This is a genomic window from Saccharibacillus brassicae, assembly GCF_006542275.1.
Taxonomy (GTDB): domain Bacteria; phylum Bacillota; class Bacilli; order Paenibacillales; family Paenibacillaceae; genus Saccharibacillus; species Saccharibacillus brassicae.
The window spans coordinates 996,762-1,012,149 of sequence record NZ_CP041217.1 but is presented as its reverse complement, the minus strand read 5'-3'; the positions used below and the strand labels follow the sequence as shown (position 1 = coordinate 1,012,149).

12 protein-coding genes are annotated in these 15,388 nt (G+C 60.4%); all 12 read left to right on the top strand.

Going from position 1 to position 15,388, the window contains the following annotated elements; genetic code table 11:
- Positions 1-8: 8 nt before the first annotated feature.
- The 12 genes from yihA (at position 9) to FFV09_RS04025 (ending at position 15,387) form a co-directional block, all read left to right on the top strand.
- A complete protein-coding gene (yihA, locus tag FFV09_RS04080) occupies positions 9-728 on the top strand; it encodes a ribosome biogenesis GTP-binding protein YihA/YsxC (RefSeq protein WP_246098466.1) in 720 nt (239 codons plus the stop codon).
- Positions 729-896: 168 nt separating this feature from the next.
- Complete coding sequence (locus tag FFV09_RS04075; RefSeq protein ID WP_141446493.1) at positions 897-1,484, top strand: non-ribosomal peptide synthetase module; 588 nt, start codon at positions 897-899, stop codon at positions 1,482-1,484.
- A gap of 168 nt (positions 1,485-1,652) precedes the next feature.
- Positions 1,653-3,008: a glutamyl-tRNA reductase gene (hemA, locus tag FFV09_RS04070; protein ID WP_141446492.1), complete on the top strand. Its 1,356-nt coding sequence runs from the start codon at positions 1,653-1,655 to the stop codon at positions 3,006-3,008.
- 12 nt (positions 3,009-3,020) lie between these two features.
- Entirely contained in the window at positions 3,021-3,848 is an 828-nt protein-coding gene (ccsA, locus tag FFV09_RS04065; protein WP_141446491.1) for a cytochrome c biogenesis protein CcsA, read from the top strand.
- Positions 3,849-3,852: 4 nt separating this feature from the next.
- A complete protein-coding gene (locus FFV09_RS04060; RefSeq protein ID WP_141446490.1) occupies positions 3,853-4,503 on the top strand; it encodes a precorrin-2 dehydrogenase/sirohydrochlorin ferrochelatase family protein in 651 nt (216 codons plus the stop codon).
- Between the two features lie 2 nt (positions 4,504-4,505).
- Complete coding sequence (gene hemC, locus FFV09_RS04055; protein WP_141446489.1) at positions 4,506-5,438, top strand: hydroxymethylbilane synthase; 933 nt, start codon at positions 4,506-4,508, stop codon at positions 5,436-5,438.
- Positions 5,439-5,442: 4 nt separating this feature from the next.
- Positions 5,443-7,005, top strand: coding sequence for a uroporphyrinogen-III C-methyltransferase (gene cobA, locus FFV09_RS04050; protein ID WP_141446488.1), 1,563 nt, complete (start codon positions 5,443-5,445; stop codon positions 7,003-7,005).
- 298 nt (positions 7,006-7,303) lie between these two features.
- A complete protein-coding gene (gene hemB / locus FFV09_RS04045) occupies positions 7,304-8,311 on the top strand; it encodes a porphobilinogen synthase (protein WP_141446487.1) in 1,008 nt (335 codons plus the stop codon).
- Between the two features lie 49 nt (positions 8,312-8,360).
- Positions 8,361-9,662: a glutamate-1-semialdehyde 2,1-aminomutase gene (gene hemL / locus FFV09_RS04040; RefSeq protein WP_141446486.1), complete on the top strand. Its 1,302-nt coding sequence runs from the start codon at positions 8,361-8,363 to the stop codon at positions 9,660-9,662.
- Positions 9,662-10,678 carry an RluA family pseudouridine synthase gene (locus tag FFV09_RS04035; protein WP_141446485.1) on the top strand — a complete coding sequence of 339 codons (1,017 nt, stop codon included), beginning with the start codon at positions 9,662-9,664 and terminating at the stop codon, positions 10,676-10,678. Before hemL ends, FFV09_RS04035 begins: the two co-directional genes overlap by 1 nt.
- Before the next feature lie 650 nt (positions 10,679-11,328).
- Entirely contained in the window at positions 11,329-14,001 is a 2,673-nt protein-coding gene (locus FFV09_RS04030; RefSeq protein WP_141446484.1) for a valine--tRNA ligase, read from the top strand.
- Positions 14,002-14,013: 12 nt separating this feature from the next.
- Positions 14,014-15,387, top strand: coding sequence for a bifunctional folylpolyglutamate synthase/dihydrofolate synthase (locus tag FFV09_RS04025; RefSeq protein ID WP_141446483.1), 1,374 nt, complete (start codon positions 14,014-14,016; stop codon positions 15,385-15,387).
- Position 15,388: the final 1 nt, after the last annotated feature.

Below are 15,388 nucleotides of genomic sequence, written 5' to 3'. Positions count from 1 at the left end.
TTTTAACGATGAATGTAACAAGTTCCGAATTCAAAATCAGTGCGGTCGGACCCGACCAGTACCCGGAGGACGGTCTGCCCGAGATCGCGCTTGCCGGACGCTCCAACGTCGGCAAGTCGTCGCTGATCAACCGTCTGCTGCGCCGCAAAAATCTGGCCCGGACAAGTTCCGTACCCGGCAAGACGCAGCATATGAACTATTATCTGATCAACCAGTCGTTCTTTTTCGTCGACTTTCCGGGCTACGGCTTCGCGAAAGTGTCGAAGCAGCAGCGCGAAGTATGGGGACAGATGATCGAGCGGTACATGCTGGGCCGCGAGACGCTCAAGCTCGTCATCATGGTCGTCGACCTGCGCCATCCGCCGAGCAAGGAAGACATCATGATGTACGAATGGCTGACGCATTACAACCGTCCGATCTGCGTCGTTATGACCAAAGCGGACAAAGTGCCGAAGACCCGCTGGCCCAAGCATGCGAAGGTCATCAAGCAGGATCTCGGCATGCGTCCCGGCGACCCGTTCGTCCTGTTCTCTTCGGACACCGACATGGGCAAAGAAGAGCTGTGGACGATCGTCGAAGGTTATCTGGGCGAGTTGAAAACGCTGGAGCAGCGCGCTGCGGAAGCCGAAGCGCTGGCCGAAGCCGAATTCGCTGCCCATGGAGAGACGGAAGACGGCACGCCCGTCGCGAACGGCATGACCGATCCGGACGAAGAAAAGTACGAATAAAGCAGCAATAACGAGCATTCGGGAAGTTAACGCTTTCAAAAACGGTTTTATCCCTTTGAAACGCACGTATTCGAGGACTGGACGGCTCCGGCAGCGGAGCCGTTTTTTGGCATGAAACGGGTATAATAAGAGTGTATCCCATCCACAAAGGAATCGAGGAGATCCGCCATGGCGCAGCGCTTAGCCACGGAATTCGTCAAAGCCCGTTTACTGCTGCCGGAAAACCAGATGTCGAAGTTTATCGAGCATATCAAAGACCCGCTCATCCGTCACCGCGTGCGGGTGCTCGACGGCGGAAGCCGCGAGATCGTGCTGGAAGACGAGAACGGGGAAGAAGTCAGCCTGCCGTTTGACCGGAGGCGGCATCTGTTCGTGTGCGAGCTTTCTTTCCGGCTGGTCAATCCCCGGCTGACGCATCTCGTGCGCCGGCTGTTCGTCGCGTTCAAGGGAGACGGTCTCGTCCGGCGTATCTACCCGGGCTTCGTCATGCTCGATTTCTATACGGAAGGATCGGTGCGGCGCATCATCGAGCTGACGAAAGGGGCGAGCCGCCTCGTGTTCGAGCACCGCGATCAGCTGCCGGAGCTTGAATACCGCTTCCTCTCGACCGATATTGAAAAAGAGATCGAAGAGATCCGCCTGCGCGTCGACCGGCTGCTTGATCGCAGGCGAAGTTGTGCCGACGCCGCGGAGATCGGGCGGATCGACCGGCTGCTGCGTACGGAATCGGAGCGATTGTTTCGACTCGAAGCCTGACAGGAAGCCTGACTGGAAGCTTGAAGGCGGGGATTTGCGATTTTGCGAAACATTCATAAACATTTCATTTATTTTGTCCGAATAAACAAAAACGTTGTGATATACTTTATATAGTTTAGTGATACGTATTGGCGTGGCAGCAATCTTAGATCAGGCGGTGAACTTGTTATGCACATTATGGTAGTCGGATTGAATTACCGCACGGCTCCAGTCGACATCAGAGAACGGTTTACGATTGCCGAACAAGACCTTCCGGAGGCGCTCGATCGACTGAAAGACACCAAAAGCATCCTCGAAGGCGTAATCGTAGGCACTTGCAACCGGACCGAGTTGTACGTCGTGGTAGACCGGCTGCACATGTGCGCTTTTTATATCCACAATTTCATGGAGCAGTGGTTCGGCATTCCCAAAGCCGAATTCACCCAGCACCTGTATACGTACGAAGACGAACGGGCGGTCGAACATTTGATGAACGTCGTCTGCGGGCTCGATTCGATGGTACTCGGCGAGACGCAGATTCTCGGTCAGGTCAAGCAGGCGTTCCTGACGGCACAGACGGAGAAAGCGACCGGAACGTGGTTCAACATGCTGTTCAAGCAGGCGGTGACGCTGGGCAAACGGGCCCATTCCGAGACGTCGATCGGCGAAAACGCGGTCTCGGTCAGCTATGCGGCGATTGAGCTGGGCAAGCGCATCTTCGGCATGTTCACCGACAAAACGGTGCTGATCCTCGGAGCCGGCAAGATGAGCGAGCTTACGGTGAAGCATCTGTACGCCAGCGGAGCGGCCCAGGTCATCGTGGCCAACCGGACGCTCGAGAAAGCGCGCGAGCTGGCCGGCAAGTTCAACGGCGTGCCGTGCACGCTGGACGAAGGCATCCGTATGCTCGGTGAAGTCGATATCGTGATCAGCTCGACCGGATCGTCGGATTACGTGCTGACGCGCGAACAGGTCAAGCAGCTGTCGGCGGCGCGCCGTTCGCGTCCGCTGTTCATGATCGATATCGCCGTGCCGCGCAACATCGATCCGGCGATTGCCGAACTGCCGGGCGTCTTTTTGTACGACATCGACGATCTGGAAGGCATTGTGGAGAGCAACATGGAGCTCCGCCGCGCCGAAGCGGTCAAGATCCAGCGCATGATCGTGCAGGAATCCGACAATTTCTACGGCTGGCTGAAGACGCTGGGCGTTCGCCCGGTCATTCGCGCCCTGCAGGACAAAGCGACCGATATTCACCAGGAGACGCTGGAGAGCCTGTTCAACAAACTGCCGGAACTGGACGAGCGCCAGCGCAAAGTCATCGGCCGATTGATGAAAAGCGTCGCCAACCAGATGATGCACGATCCGATCAACCGGGTCAAAGAAATGGCGGCGGACAAAGGCGGAGCCGAAGCCGTCGACATGTTCACGAAAATCTTCGCTCTGGAATCGAGACTTGAAGAAGCCGAACCGGCCGTGGAAAAACAAGCGGTAAAATCGACCGTGGACAGCCCGGCGTTTACCTTGCGTCCGGCCGTCTTGTAGGCGGTGAGCGGAATGCTGCTGCTGACGAGCCTGATCGAGCTGATGATTTACATTTATGCCCTGAGCCTTCTGTTCTATTTCTCCGATTGCGTAAGCCGCAGCGTGAGATCCCGGCGGATCGGCGCGGGGCTTCTTGGCGTCACGGCCCTGCTGCAATTTTCGGTCATCCTCGTGCGCATCGCGCTGGAAGGCCGGGTACCGCTGTTTTCCGTCTATGATTTTCTGTTCCTGTTCGTATTCATTCTGACCGCGGCGGGCTTTGGACTTGCGCTGACGCAAAAAGCCGAGTTCGTCGTGCTGATGCTCGGCATCGTCGGATTCACGGCAAGCGTGCTGAACGAGTTCTGGTTCCCGGTCGGCGAACATGCGGAGCATATCGGCTATACGCAGCAGCTGCTGCTGATCCTGCACGTCGTGCTGGCGAATCTTAGCCTCGTGGCGCTGACGATTGCCGCCGTGTTCGGCATCCTGTACCTGTTTCTGTACGCGATGCTCAAAAAGAAAAAGTGGAACGATACGATCCGGCGCCTGCCGAGCCTGGAACAGGCGGAGCGCTGGGCGCATCTGTCGGTCTTGACCGGCACGCCGCTGTTGATCGTGTCGCTGCTGGTCGCGTTTCTGCTGATCGTGGCCCAGAAGCGCTGGGAGATGCTGCTCGACGTCAAAGGCATCACGACGTTCGCCGCGCTTGCGGTCTACGGCCTGTATTTCGTGCTCAAGCGCACGCACAAATATTCCGGGTTTTCGATCGCGAAATGGACGCTTGTCGGTTATGCGCTCGTGATCGTCAATCTGCTGAGCAACGCTTTTTCCGAGTATCACAAATGGAACGGGGGTTGAGCGGATGACGGACTATATGCCGATCATGCTCGATGTTCGCGGCATGGACGTGCTGCTGATCGGCGGCGGCAAAATCGCGGGCCGCAAAGCCCGCCAGCTGGCCGCCGGAGGCGCCGCCCTTACCGTGATCAGCCCGGAAGCGGGCGCGGACATTCTGGAGCTTGAAGCGGCGGGCAAGCTGCGCTGGATCGGCCGCGAAGCGTCCGAGCAGGACGCGGCGGGTTACCGGCTGGTGTATGCGGCGAGCGGGGACGAAGCGCTGAACGAACGGCTGGCCGAAGCGACACGCGGCGCGGGGGCGCTCGTGAACGTATCCAGCCGCGCGGAAGCGGGCAATTTCATTCATCCGGCCGTTCTGCGGCGGGGCAGGCTTGTCGTGGCGGCTTCGACGTCCGGGGCCGGCCCGTCCGCGGCGTCCGCGCTGATTCGGGAGCTTGACGAACGTTTCGGCGACGAATACGAAACGTTTGTCGAGTTCCTTTTTTTCATGCGCAAACAGGTCAGGCAGAAGGTGGAAGAACCCGAAATCCGGCACCGGCTGATGCGAAAGCTGTCGGAAAGGGCTATACTGGATCAGATTAGAAAACAGACATTCGTACCGTGGAGCGAGGCCGAGGCCGACGCATGGATCGCGAAGGAGCGGGAGGAAAAATAGGAATGCGTACAATCGTGGTAGGAACGAGACAGAGTGCACTGGCTTTGACGCAGACGAATCAGGTCATCGCGGCGCTGGAACAGCTGGCTGGCGATCTGGACCTGGACGTCGCTTTTGAAGTGAAAAAGATCGTGACCAAAGGCGACCAGATTCTCGACGTCACCTTGTCGAAGGTCGGCGGCAAAGGACTGTTCGTCAAAGAGATCGAACAAGCGCTGCTGAGCGGCGAGATCGATATGGCCGTACACAGCATGAAAGACATGCCGGCGCTGTTGCCGGAAGGCTTGGTCAACGGAGCCGTACCGCTGCGCCAGGATGCGCGCGACTGCCTGATCTCCCGGGAAGGCGTCGATCTGGACGGCCTGCCCCACGGAGCGAAAGTCGGCACGAGCAGCCTGCGCCGTTCCAGCCAGCTCTTGGCGTACCGGCCGGACCTGAAGCTGGAATGGATTCGCGGCAATATCGATTCGCGCCTGCGCAAGCTGGAGACGGAAGGCTTCGACGCGATTCTGCTGGCGGCGGCCGGCCTGAAGCGGATGGGCTGGGAAGACCGGATCACTTCCTATATTCCGGTCGAGATCTGCCTGCCGGCGGTGGGACAAGGCGCGCTCGGCATCGAATGCCGGGAGAACGACGCCGAACTGCTGGAACTGCTTGGCCGTTATGAGGACGGGCAGACGGCGCGCACGGTAGCCGCGGAACGTTCGCTGCTGCTGTCGCTCAACGGCGGCTGCCAGGTTCCGATCGGCGCTTACGCCGTGCTGGGCGAAGACGGGGAATCGGTTCATCTGACAGGGCTGGTCGGCCGTCCGGACGGCAGCCTGCTGCTCAAGGAATCCGCGAGCGGCACCGACCCGGAAGCGTTGGGACGCGAAGTGGCCCGGATGTTGGCGGAACAAGGCGCGGACGAGATTCTTGAACAGGCGAGGGGCTGAACGCATGGGTAACGGAAAAGTGTATCTGGTCGGAGCCGGACCCGGCGATGCCAAGCTGATTACGATCAAAGGGCTGGAATGTATCAAAAAAGCCGACGTCGTCGTGTACGACCGGCTGGCCAGTCCGAGGCTGCTGCGGCAGATGAAGCCGGGCGCGCGCAAAATCTACGTCGGCAAACGGACCGAACGCCATACGATGCAGCAGGAAGACATCAACAAGCTGCTCGTCGAATTGGCGCTCGAAGGTCTGGTCGTCGTCCGGCTCAAAGGCGGCGATCCGACCGTGTTCGGGCGCGTCGGCGAAGAAGCCGAAGAGCTGCGCAAGCACGGCATCGTCTACGAGATCGTGCCGGGCATTACGTCTTCGATCGCCGTGCCGGCCTACGCGGGCATTCCGGTGACGCACCGGAACCTCGCTTCGTCGTTCTCGGTCATTACCGGCCACGAGAATCCGGAGAAGCTCGACAAGATGATCAAATGGGACAAAGTGACGAACGCGACCGGCACGCTCGTGTTTATGATGGGCGTGGCCCAGATCGGCCATATCACGGCGCAGCTGCTCAAGCACGGCCGCCCGGCGACGACGCCGGTCGCGCTCGTGCGCTGGGGCACGCGGGCCGAGCAGGAGACGCTCGTCGGCACGTTGGCCGATATTGCCGAGAAAGTGGCGGAGCGCGATTTCAAGCCTCCGGCCGTCATCGTGGTCGGCGACGTCGTCGGCCAGCGGGACCGTCTGCGCTGGGCGGAGCAGATGCCGCTGTTCGGACGCCGGATTCTCGTCACCCGCTCGCGCAGCCAGGCGAGCGAGCTGGTCGACCGGATCGAAGAGCTTGGCGGCGAGCCGTACGAATTCCCGGTCATCGAGACGGTGATGCCGGAAAGCGAAGCGAAGCTCGGCGCGATCCGGACCGCCCTTGCCGAAATCGGCAGCTACGATTGGGTCTTCTTCACGAGCGTCAACGGCGTCGATTATTTCTTCGACCATCTGGACCGCGAAGGGCTGGATATCCGCTCCATGCACAAGGCACGGATCGCAGCCGTCGGGCCGGCGACGATCGAAGCGCTGCGCGCGCGCGGCATTCGCAGCGAAGCGCCGCCGCAGACGTTCGACGCGGAAGGTATGCTGGCCGCCTACGGCGACCAAATGCTGCCGGGCCAGCGTGTCCTGCTGCCGCGGGGCGATCTGGCGCGGACCTGGTTGTCCGATACGCTGATCGAGCGCGGCCTTGACGTCACCGGACTCGACACGTACGAGACAGTCATGACCGGCGAAGACGACGAAGAGCTGCTGGAGCTGCTCGAAGAAGGCAAAGTGCACGCCGTAACGTTCACCAGTTCTTCGACCGTCCGCAACCTGATCGCGGTACTGAAGCGGATGGGCGCCTCCGATCCGGCGGCGCTGCTCAACCGCTCGACGATTGCCTGCATCGGTCCGCAGACAGCCAAAACGGCCGAAGAAGCCGGCCTGAACGTGCATCTGCTCGCCAAGGAAGCGACGATCGAAGGCTTGATAGACGTGCTGTGCGGCTGGAAAGCGGCAACGGAAAAAGGCCGCGGCGGATTCTGAAGCCGAACAATAGTCTATCGAACTCGGTCATTGATCGAAAGGCCGGAGTCCTCGCGGATATCCGGCTGTTCGAGCGCGATCCGGCCTGCCGGCCGGCTCGCGCCCGCTTCGCGTCATAACGTTGTCCGGGATAGAGGCCCGGAGAACGGTTAATAGAAAGCAGGGCCGGCGGCGATCCCAACATTCCGAAGCCGGCCGGGTCAGCATTTTTACACTCTTTTCATGATTGGCATTTACTTTCCGTTACAATCTTATTCCCGTTACAACCTTATTCCCATTACAAAAGGAGTCTTTTATTATGGCATTCCCTACAGTCAGACATCGTCGTCTCCGCCGCACGGCCGCCCTGCGAAGCATGGTGCGCGAAACGGCGATCAGCGCAGACGATTTTATTATGCCGATCTTCGTCACTTACGGCGAAGGCGTCAAGAACGAGATCGGCTCCATGCCAGGCGTGTACCATTTCTCGCTCGATACGCTGCGCGGCGAAGTGGACGAGATCGTGGAACTCGGCATCAAAGCGGTGATCCTGTTCGGCATTCCCGAGAGCAAAGACAGCCTCGGCACGGAAGCCTACGCGCAGGACGGCATCATTCAGCAGGCGACGCGCCGGATCAAAAGCTGGTACCCCGACCTGCTCGTCGTGGCCGACACCTGCCTGTGCGAATTTACCGACCACGGCCACTGCGGCATGGTGCATACGTTCGAACGCGACGGGCATGTCCACGGCGACGTGCTGAACGACGAATCGCTGGAACTGCTCGTGCGGACAGCCGTCGCCCAGGCGGAAGCGGGCGCCGATATCATCGCGCCGTCGAACATGATGGACGGTTACGTCCAGGCGATCCGCGAAGGGCTCGACGCAGCCGGATACGACCAGATTCCGATCATGGCGTATTCCGTCAAATACGCGTCGGCATTCTACGGCCCGTTCCGCGAAGCCGCCCAGTCGGCGCCGCAGTTCGGCGACCGCAAGACGTACCAGATGGACCCGGCGAACGCGCTGGAAGCGATTCGCGAAGCGGAGAGCGACGTGCTCGAAGGCGCCGACATGCTGATGGTCAAGCCGGCGCTTGCGTATATGGACATTATTCGCACGATCAAAAACGAATTCGACCTGCCGCTCGTGGCATACAATGTCAGCGGCGAATATTCGATGGTCAAAGCGGGCGCGGCCAACGGCTGGATCAACGAAAAAGCGATCGTGCTGGAACTGCTGACCGGCCTGAAGCGCGCCGGCGCCGATATCATCATCACGTACCATTCCAAAGACGCGGCCCGCTGGCTGCGCGAAGAACGAAGCTGAATCGATCGCACCCCATTTCGGCCCCATCCATTTTCGAAGGAGTGATTTTATGAGCGAGTCCGTATCCAAACGCGTCGACGTCCGTTCGGGCGAAGCGTTCGCGGAAGCCAAAAAATATATTCCCGGCGGCGTAAACAGTCCTGTCCGGGCATTCAAATCGGTAGGTCTGACCCCGGTCTACATCGAGCGCGGCGAAGGTCCCCGCGTCTACGACATCGACGGCAACACGTTTATCGACTATGTCGGATCGTGGGGTCCGCTCATTATGGGCCACGCGCATCCCGACGTCGTGCGCGCCCTGCAGGAGACGGCGGCCAAAGGCACCAGCTTCGGCGCGCCGACACTGCTGGAGACCGAGATGGCGAAGCTCGTCGCCGAGCGGGTGCCGTCGGTCGATATCGTCCGGATGGTCAACTCCGGCACGGAAGCGACGATGAGTGCGATCCGGCTGGCCCGGGGCGTCACCAAACGGGACAAAATTTTGAAATTCGAAGGTTCGTACCACGGCCACGGCGACAGCCTGCTGATCAAAGCCGGTTCGGGCGTCGCGACGCTCGGCCTGCCGGACAGCCCCGGCGTGCCGGAATCGGTCGCTTCGAACACGATCACGGTTCCGTACAACGATCTGGATTCGCTTCGCGTCGCATTCGACAAGTTCGGCGAGCAGATTGCCTGCGTCATCGTCGAGCCGGTCGCCGGCAATATGGGCGTCGTGCCTCCCAAGGCCGGCTTCCTCGAAGGACTGCGTGAAGTGACGGAGCGCCACGGCAGCCTGCTGATCTTCGACGAAGTCATGACCGGCTTCCGCGTCGGCTTGAATTCCGCGCAGGGACGCTTCGGCGTCACGCCCGATCTGACCTGCTTCGGCAAGGTCATCGGCGGCGGACTGCCGGTCGGCGCTTACGGCGGCAAGCGCGAGATCATGGAGCAGATCGCGCCGAGCGGCCCGATCTACCAGGCCGGCACGCTGAGCGGCAACCCGCTGGCGATGGCCGCGGGCTACACGACGCTCAAGCTGCTGACCCCGGCCGTGTACGACCGGCTGGAAGCGGCCGGCGCGCGGCTGCAGGCGGGCTTCGAGCAGAATGCCCGCGAAGCCGGCATTCCGGTGACGATCAACCGCGTCGGCTCGATGGTCTGCCCGTTCTTCAACGAAGGGCCGGTCGTCGATTACGATACGGCCAAGTCGAGCGACCTGGAACGGTTCCGCCGTTACTTCGGAGCGATGCTCGACCGCGGCGTCAGCGTGGCGCCGTCGCAGTTCGAAGGCATGTTCGTCTCGGGCGTACACACCGACGCCGATATCGATCAAACGATCGAAGCGCATCGCGGCGCGCTGAGGTCGCTATAATGGCGCGTCTGTGGACGCGCCGCGGCGAATGGATCGAGACCGCGCTGCCTGCGGCCAGCGCCCCGGCGGGCGGCGCTGAAGCCGCAGACCCGGCGGCGGCCCCGGCCCAAGCCGAGGACGCCGCTCAGGCAGCGGCGCCGCTTGCGGAGGCGAATTCTGCCGCCTCCGCCGAAGTGCCGGCCCAAGCCGCAGGCATCGGGCCGGAGAACGCGGCCGCCGCTGCGCTCGGCGTGCCGGAGAAACTGGCCCGCCGCCTGCGGCATGCGGGCGAGATCCAGGTCCGGGGCAGCCGCGTGAAGCTGCGGCTGCGCCCGGACGAAGACCTTGGCTTCGAACCCGTCTGGACCGAAGACGGGCTCGAAGCGCTGCACGAGGACGACTTCTGCCTCGTCGTCCGCAAGCCTGCCGGGATGCCGGTTCATCCCGACGGAGGCGCGAAGCGCCTGACGCTTGCGAACGTCGTCGCCGCGCATCTGCAAATGCACGGCGAAGCGTGCGCCGTGCATCACGTGCACCGGCTGGACGAACACACGTCCGGGCCGGTGCTGTACGCCAAAGGCGAACTCGCGCGGCTGGCGCTGGACGAGCAGATGCGCGAGAAAAGCATCTCCCGCGTCTATCTCGCGATCGTCGAAGGCAAATTCCCGAATTCCCTGCGCGTCATCAACGCGCCGATCGGCCGCGACCGGCATCATAACAGCCGCCGCCGGGTCTCGCCGGGCGGACAGGAAGCGGTCACGCGCGTCCGGCTCGTCCGGACGTTGGCCGGCGGCCGCGCAAGCCTGGTCCGGCTCGTGCTGGAGACGGGGCGGACGCATCAGATCCGTGTCCATATGGCGCACGCCGGCTATCCGCTGATCGGCGACGTGCTGTACGGCGGGTCCGACGAGCTGCTGGACCGCCAGGCACTGCACGGCGAGAGCCTCAGTTTCAAGCATCCGTTCAGCGGCGAACTCATCGAAGTGTCCGATCCGCTTCCGGCGGATCTGGAAGCGCTGCTTCACCGCCTGACATGACGTGGCATATTTCGCGCCGAATCATTGACGAGCGCGGGCGCGCGCGGTATGATAAAGGATATTCATGAGTTTGTCATTAACCTCATTAACCTGACCAAAGACGCGGAAAGGGAAGAGTAGGCAGCAGACCCTGCAGAGAGCGGAATCCACAGGCTGGAAGATTCCGTAGGACGTTGGCTGGCCGAAGTCGCCCCGGAGTCGTTTTCCTGAACCTTGCGGTTGTTCGTTTCGAACAGCCGGATGAAGCTAGGGAAGACCGGTTTACGGCCGTTATCCGTATGAGTGTCGCAGCTGAAATCCCGAACGGGGATACCTGCTTTTCGGAGAAATCCGGGAAGACGACCGATTTTCTTAGGGAAAACGAATAGGGACCTTTTAATAATAAGGTAACCGATTTTTCTACGAAAAACGGTTAGGTGCCTTTTATAAGGTGACCGATTTTCCTCTGGAAAACGAACTGGTGCCTTATAAGGTAACCGATTTTCCTGTGGAAAACGGTTGGTAACCGATTTTTCTACGAAAAACGGTTGGCTGCGGAACAAAGGTGGTACCGCGAAAGCAAGTCCTTTCGTCCTTTGCGACGAAGGGCTTTTTTTATTGCCTTTTTCAACCCAAACGCATGTCAATTATGAATAACGGAGGGCTGTCCGATGTCTGAACTTCAAAATAACGAGCACCAAACGTCGCTGCCGACGACTTACGATCCGAAGTCCGCGGAGCAAAAATGGTATACCTACTGGATGGAGAACGATTTCTTCAAAGCCGGCCGGGTGCCGGAAGCCAAGCCTTACACGATCGTCATTCCGCCGCCGAACGTCACGGGCGTGCTGCATATCGGCCACGCGCTGGACTTTACGCTGCAGGATATTCTCGTGCGCGCGAAGCGCATGCAGGGATACGATGCGCTCTGGCTGCCGGGCTCCGACCATGCCGGTATCGCCACGCAGGCCAAAGTCGAACAGAAACTGCGCGAGCAGGGCATTACCCGCCACGATCTGGGCCGCGAGAAATTTCTGGAGCAGACCTGGGAATGGAAAGAGACGTACGCCGCCAACATCAAAGCCCAATGGGCGAAGATCGGCTTGTCGCTCGACTATTCGCGCGAACGCTTCACGCTCGACGAAGGATTGTCCGAAGCGGTCAAGGAAGTGTTCGTCAAGCTGTATGACAAAGGCTTGATCTACCGCGGCAAGCGTATTATCAACTGGGACCCGGCCGCACGCACCGCGCTGTCGGACATCGAAGTCGAATACAAGGAAACGCAGGGCCATCTGTATCACCTGGAGTATCCGCTCAAGGACGGAAGCGGGTCGATCACGGTCGCCACGACCCGTCCGGAGACGATGCTGGGCGATACGGCCGTCGCCGTACACCCGGAAGACGAACGGTACCGGGGCATGATCGGCAAGACGCTGCTTCTGCCGGTTCTCGGCCGCGAGATTCCGGTCATCGCCGACGAATACGTCGAGAAAGACTTCGGCAGCGGCGCCGTGAAGATTACGCCGGCGCACGATCCGAACGACTTTGAAGTGGGCCAACGCCATGACCTGCCGCAGATCATCGTCATGGACGAAGGCGGCATCATGAACAGCGAAGCCGGTCCGTACGAAGGACTGGACCGCGCGGACTGCCGCAAGAAGATCGTGTCCGATCTTCAGGAACAGGGCGTCCTGATCAAGATCGAAGACCATCTGCATCAGGTGGGACACAGCGAGCGTACCGACGCCGTCGTCGAGCCTTATTTGTCCACGCAGTGGTTCGTCAAAATGCAGCCGCTCGCGGAACCGGTCGTGAACGCGCAAAAATCCGGCGAAGGCGTCAAGTTCGTGCCGGACCGCTTCGAGCGGACGTATCTGCACTGGATGGAAAACGTACGCGATTGGTGTATTTCCCGCCAGCTCTGGTGGGGACACCGCATCCCGGCCTGGTATTGTCAGGAGACGGGCGAGATGGTCGTAGCCAAAAGCGAAGCGGAAGCGCGCGAGAAACTCGGCCGCGACGACCTCGTGCAGGACAACGACGTGCTCGACACCTGGTTCAGCTCGGCGCTCTGGCCGTTCTCGACGATGGGTTGGCCGGACGAAGACAGCGCGGACTTCAAGCGCTACTATCCGGTGGACGTGCTCGTTACCGGCTACGATATCATTCCGTTCTGGGTATCGCGCATGATTTTCCAGGGTTATGAATTCACCGGCAAAATGCCGTTCAAAGATACGCTGATCCACGGCCTTGTGCGCGACAGCGAAGGACGCAAAATGTCCAAATCGCTCGGCAACGGCGTCGATCCGCTCGAAGTGATCGAGAAATACGGCGCGGACGCCATGCGCTTCATGCTGTCCACCGGCATCACGCCGGGACAGGACCTGCGCTTCCGCTGGGAACGCGTCGAGCAGATCCGCAATTTCGCGAACAAGATCTGGAACGCTTCGCGGTTCGCGCTGATGAATCTCGAAGGCTTCACCTACGACCAGATCGACATCACCGGCGACCTGACGACGGCCGATCGCTGGATTTTGCATCGTATGAACGAGACGTCCCGCGACATCACGCGTCTGATCGATTCGTACGAGTTCGGGGAAACCGGACGCCTGCTGTATACCTTCATCTGGGACGACCTGTGCGACTGGTACATCGAGTTCGCCAAGCTGTCGCTGTACGGCGAAGACGAGGCAGCGAAGAAGAACACGCAGTCCGTGCTGGCGTACGTGCTCGACCGCACGATGCGCATGATCCACCCGTTCATGCCGTTCATCTCCGAAGAAATCTGGCAGCATCTGCCGCACGAAGGCGAGACGATTACGCTGGCCCAGTGGCCGACCTACGACGAAGCGTTCGAGAACCCGGCGTCCGCGCGCGAGATGGAACTGCTGATGGAGATCATTCGGTCGGTCCGCAATATCCGCGCCGAAGTGAACGTGCCGATGAGCAAAAAGATCGAGCTGAACATCAAAGCCACTTCGCCGGAGATGCTGGATATCCTGAGCGCCAACGAAGGCTATATCCGCCGTTTCTGCAACACGTCCGAATATGCCAGCGGTCTCGACCTGCAGGCACCGGACAAAGCGATGACGTCGGTCATTACGGGAGCCGAACTGTATCTGCCGCTTGCGGGCCTGATCGATATTGCCCAGGAGATCGTCCGGCTGGAAAAAGAAGTCAAGACGCTGACATCCGAAGTGGAGCGCGTCGACAAAAAGCTCTCCAATCCGGGCTTCACGTCGAAAGCTCCCGCGCAGGTCATCGAAGAAGAACGCGCCAAGCAGGCCGATTATTCCGACAAGCGCGACAAAGTGCTGGCCCGCATCGCCGAATTGAAAGGGTAAGGTGGGTCAGCCATGGACAACAACGACCGGGACGCTTCGGCGTCCCTGACTTCCTACGCGGAAGCGGTAGACTGGATCAACGGGCTGATTCCGTTCGGTATCCGTCCGGGTCTTGAGCGGATCGAAGCGCTGATGGAACATTTCGGGCATCCGCACCGGCGCCTGAAGTTCGTTCACGTCGCCGGCACGAACGGCAAAGGCTCGACCTGCGCTTTTCTGACCCGGGCGCTGATCGCCAACGGCTATGACGTCGGCACGTTCACGTCGCCTTATATTACGAAGTTCACGAACCGTTTCCAATATAACGGGGAAGATATTCCGGACGACGTGCTGCTTGGGCTGTCGAACCGGCTGCGTCCCGTCGTGGAGCGTCTGGCGGAGACCGAACTCGGTTCGCCGACCATGTTCGAAGTGTCGACGGCGCTTGCGATTTTGTATTACGCGGAAGTGTGTTTCCCGGACGTCGTCATCTGGGAAACGGGACTCGGCGGCCGGATGGACGTGACGAATATCGTCAATCCGGTGCTGTCGGTCATCACGAACGTCGGCCACGACCATATGGACATTCTCGGCGACACGCTGGAGAAGATTGCGGCGGAAAAAGCGGGCATCATCAAGCCGGGCGTGCCCGTCGTCACGAGCGTCAGCCAACCGGAAGCGCTCGACGTTATCAAGCGGGCGGCGCTGCGGTGCAAAAGCGGCTGTTACGTCGCGGGCGAGCAGTTTTCCTACGAGAAAACGCAGGCCGCCGGCGAGTCGCAGAGCCTGCATTTCAAAGGGCCGTTCCGCGAATTCGACCTGTCTCTTTCCCTTCGGGGAGACTACCAGCTGGAGAACGCGGCGGGCGCTTTCATGGCGCTCGAAGTGCTGCGCCAATATATGGCGTTCCAGCTTGACGACGAGCTCACGGCCGCCGGCTTCCGGGATACGTTCTGGGCCGGGCGCATGGAACTGGTGCGGCAGTCTCCCCGGATTTTGATGGACGGCGCGCACAATCCCGAAGGGGCGGCGGCGCTGGCCCAAAGCCTGCAAAGCGGCTGGACCTACGGCCGGCTGGTGCTCATGATGGGCATGCTGTCTACCAAAAGCCACGAAGATTATTTCAAATCCATTCTGCCCCTGGTCGACGAACTGATCTTGACGGAACCGGATTTTCGCAAGAAAATGGAAGCTTCGGCACTGGCCGACATTGCGGAAGGACTGCGCGCGGCTTACGCCAAGCCGGACCTTCGCATCGTCGTGCAGCCCGATTGGACCCGAGCGTTGGCCCAATTCGAAGCTTCGATCGGACCGGACGACCTCGGGGTCGTCTCCGGGACGCTGTATTTGATTTCCGACGTGCGTGCGCAGCTGCTGCACCAGGCCGATTCTGAGAAAGGTTGGTGAA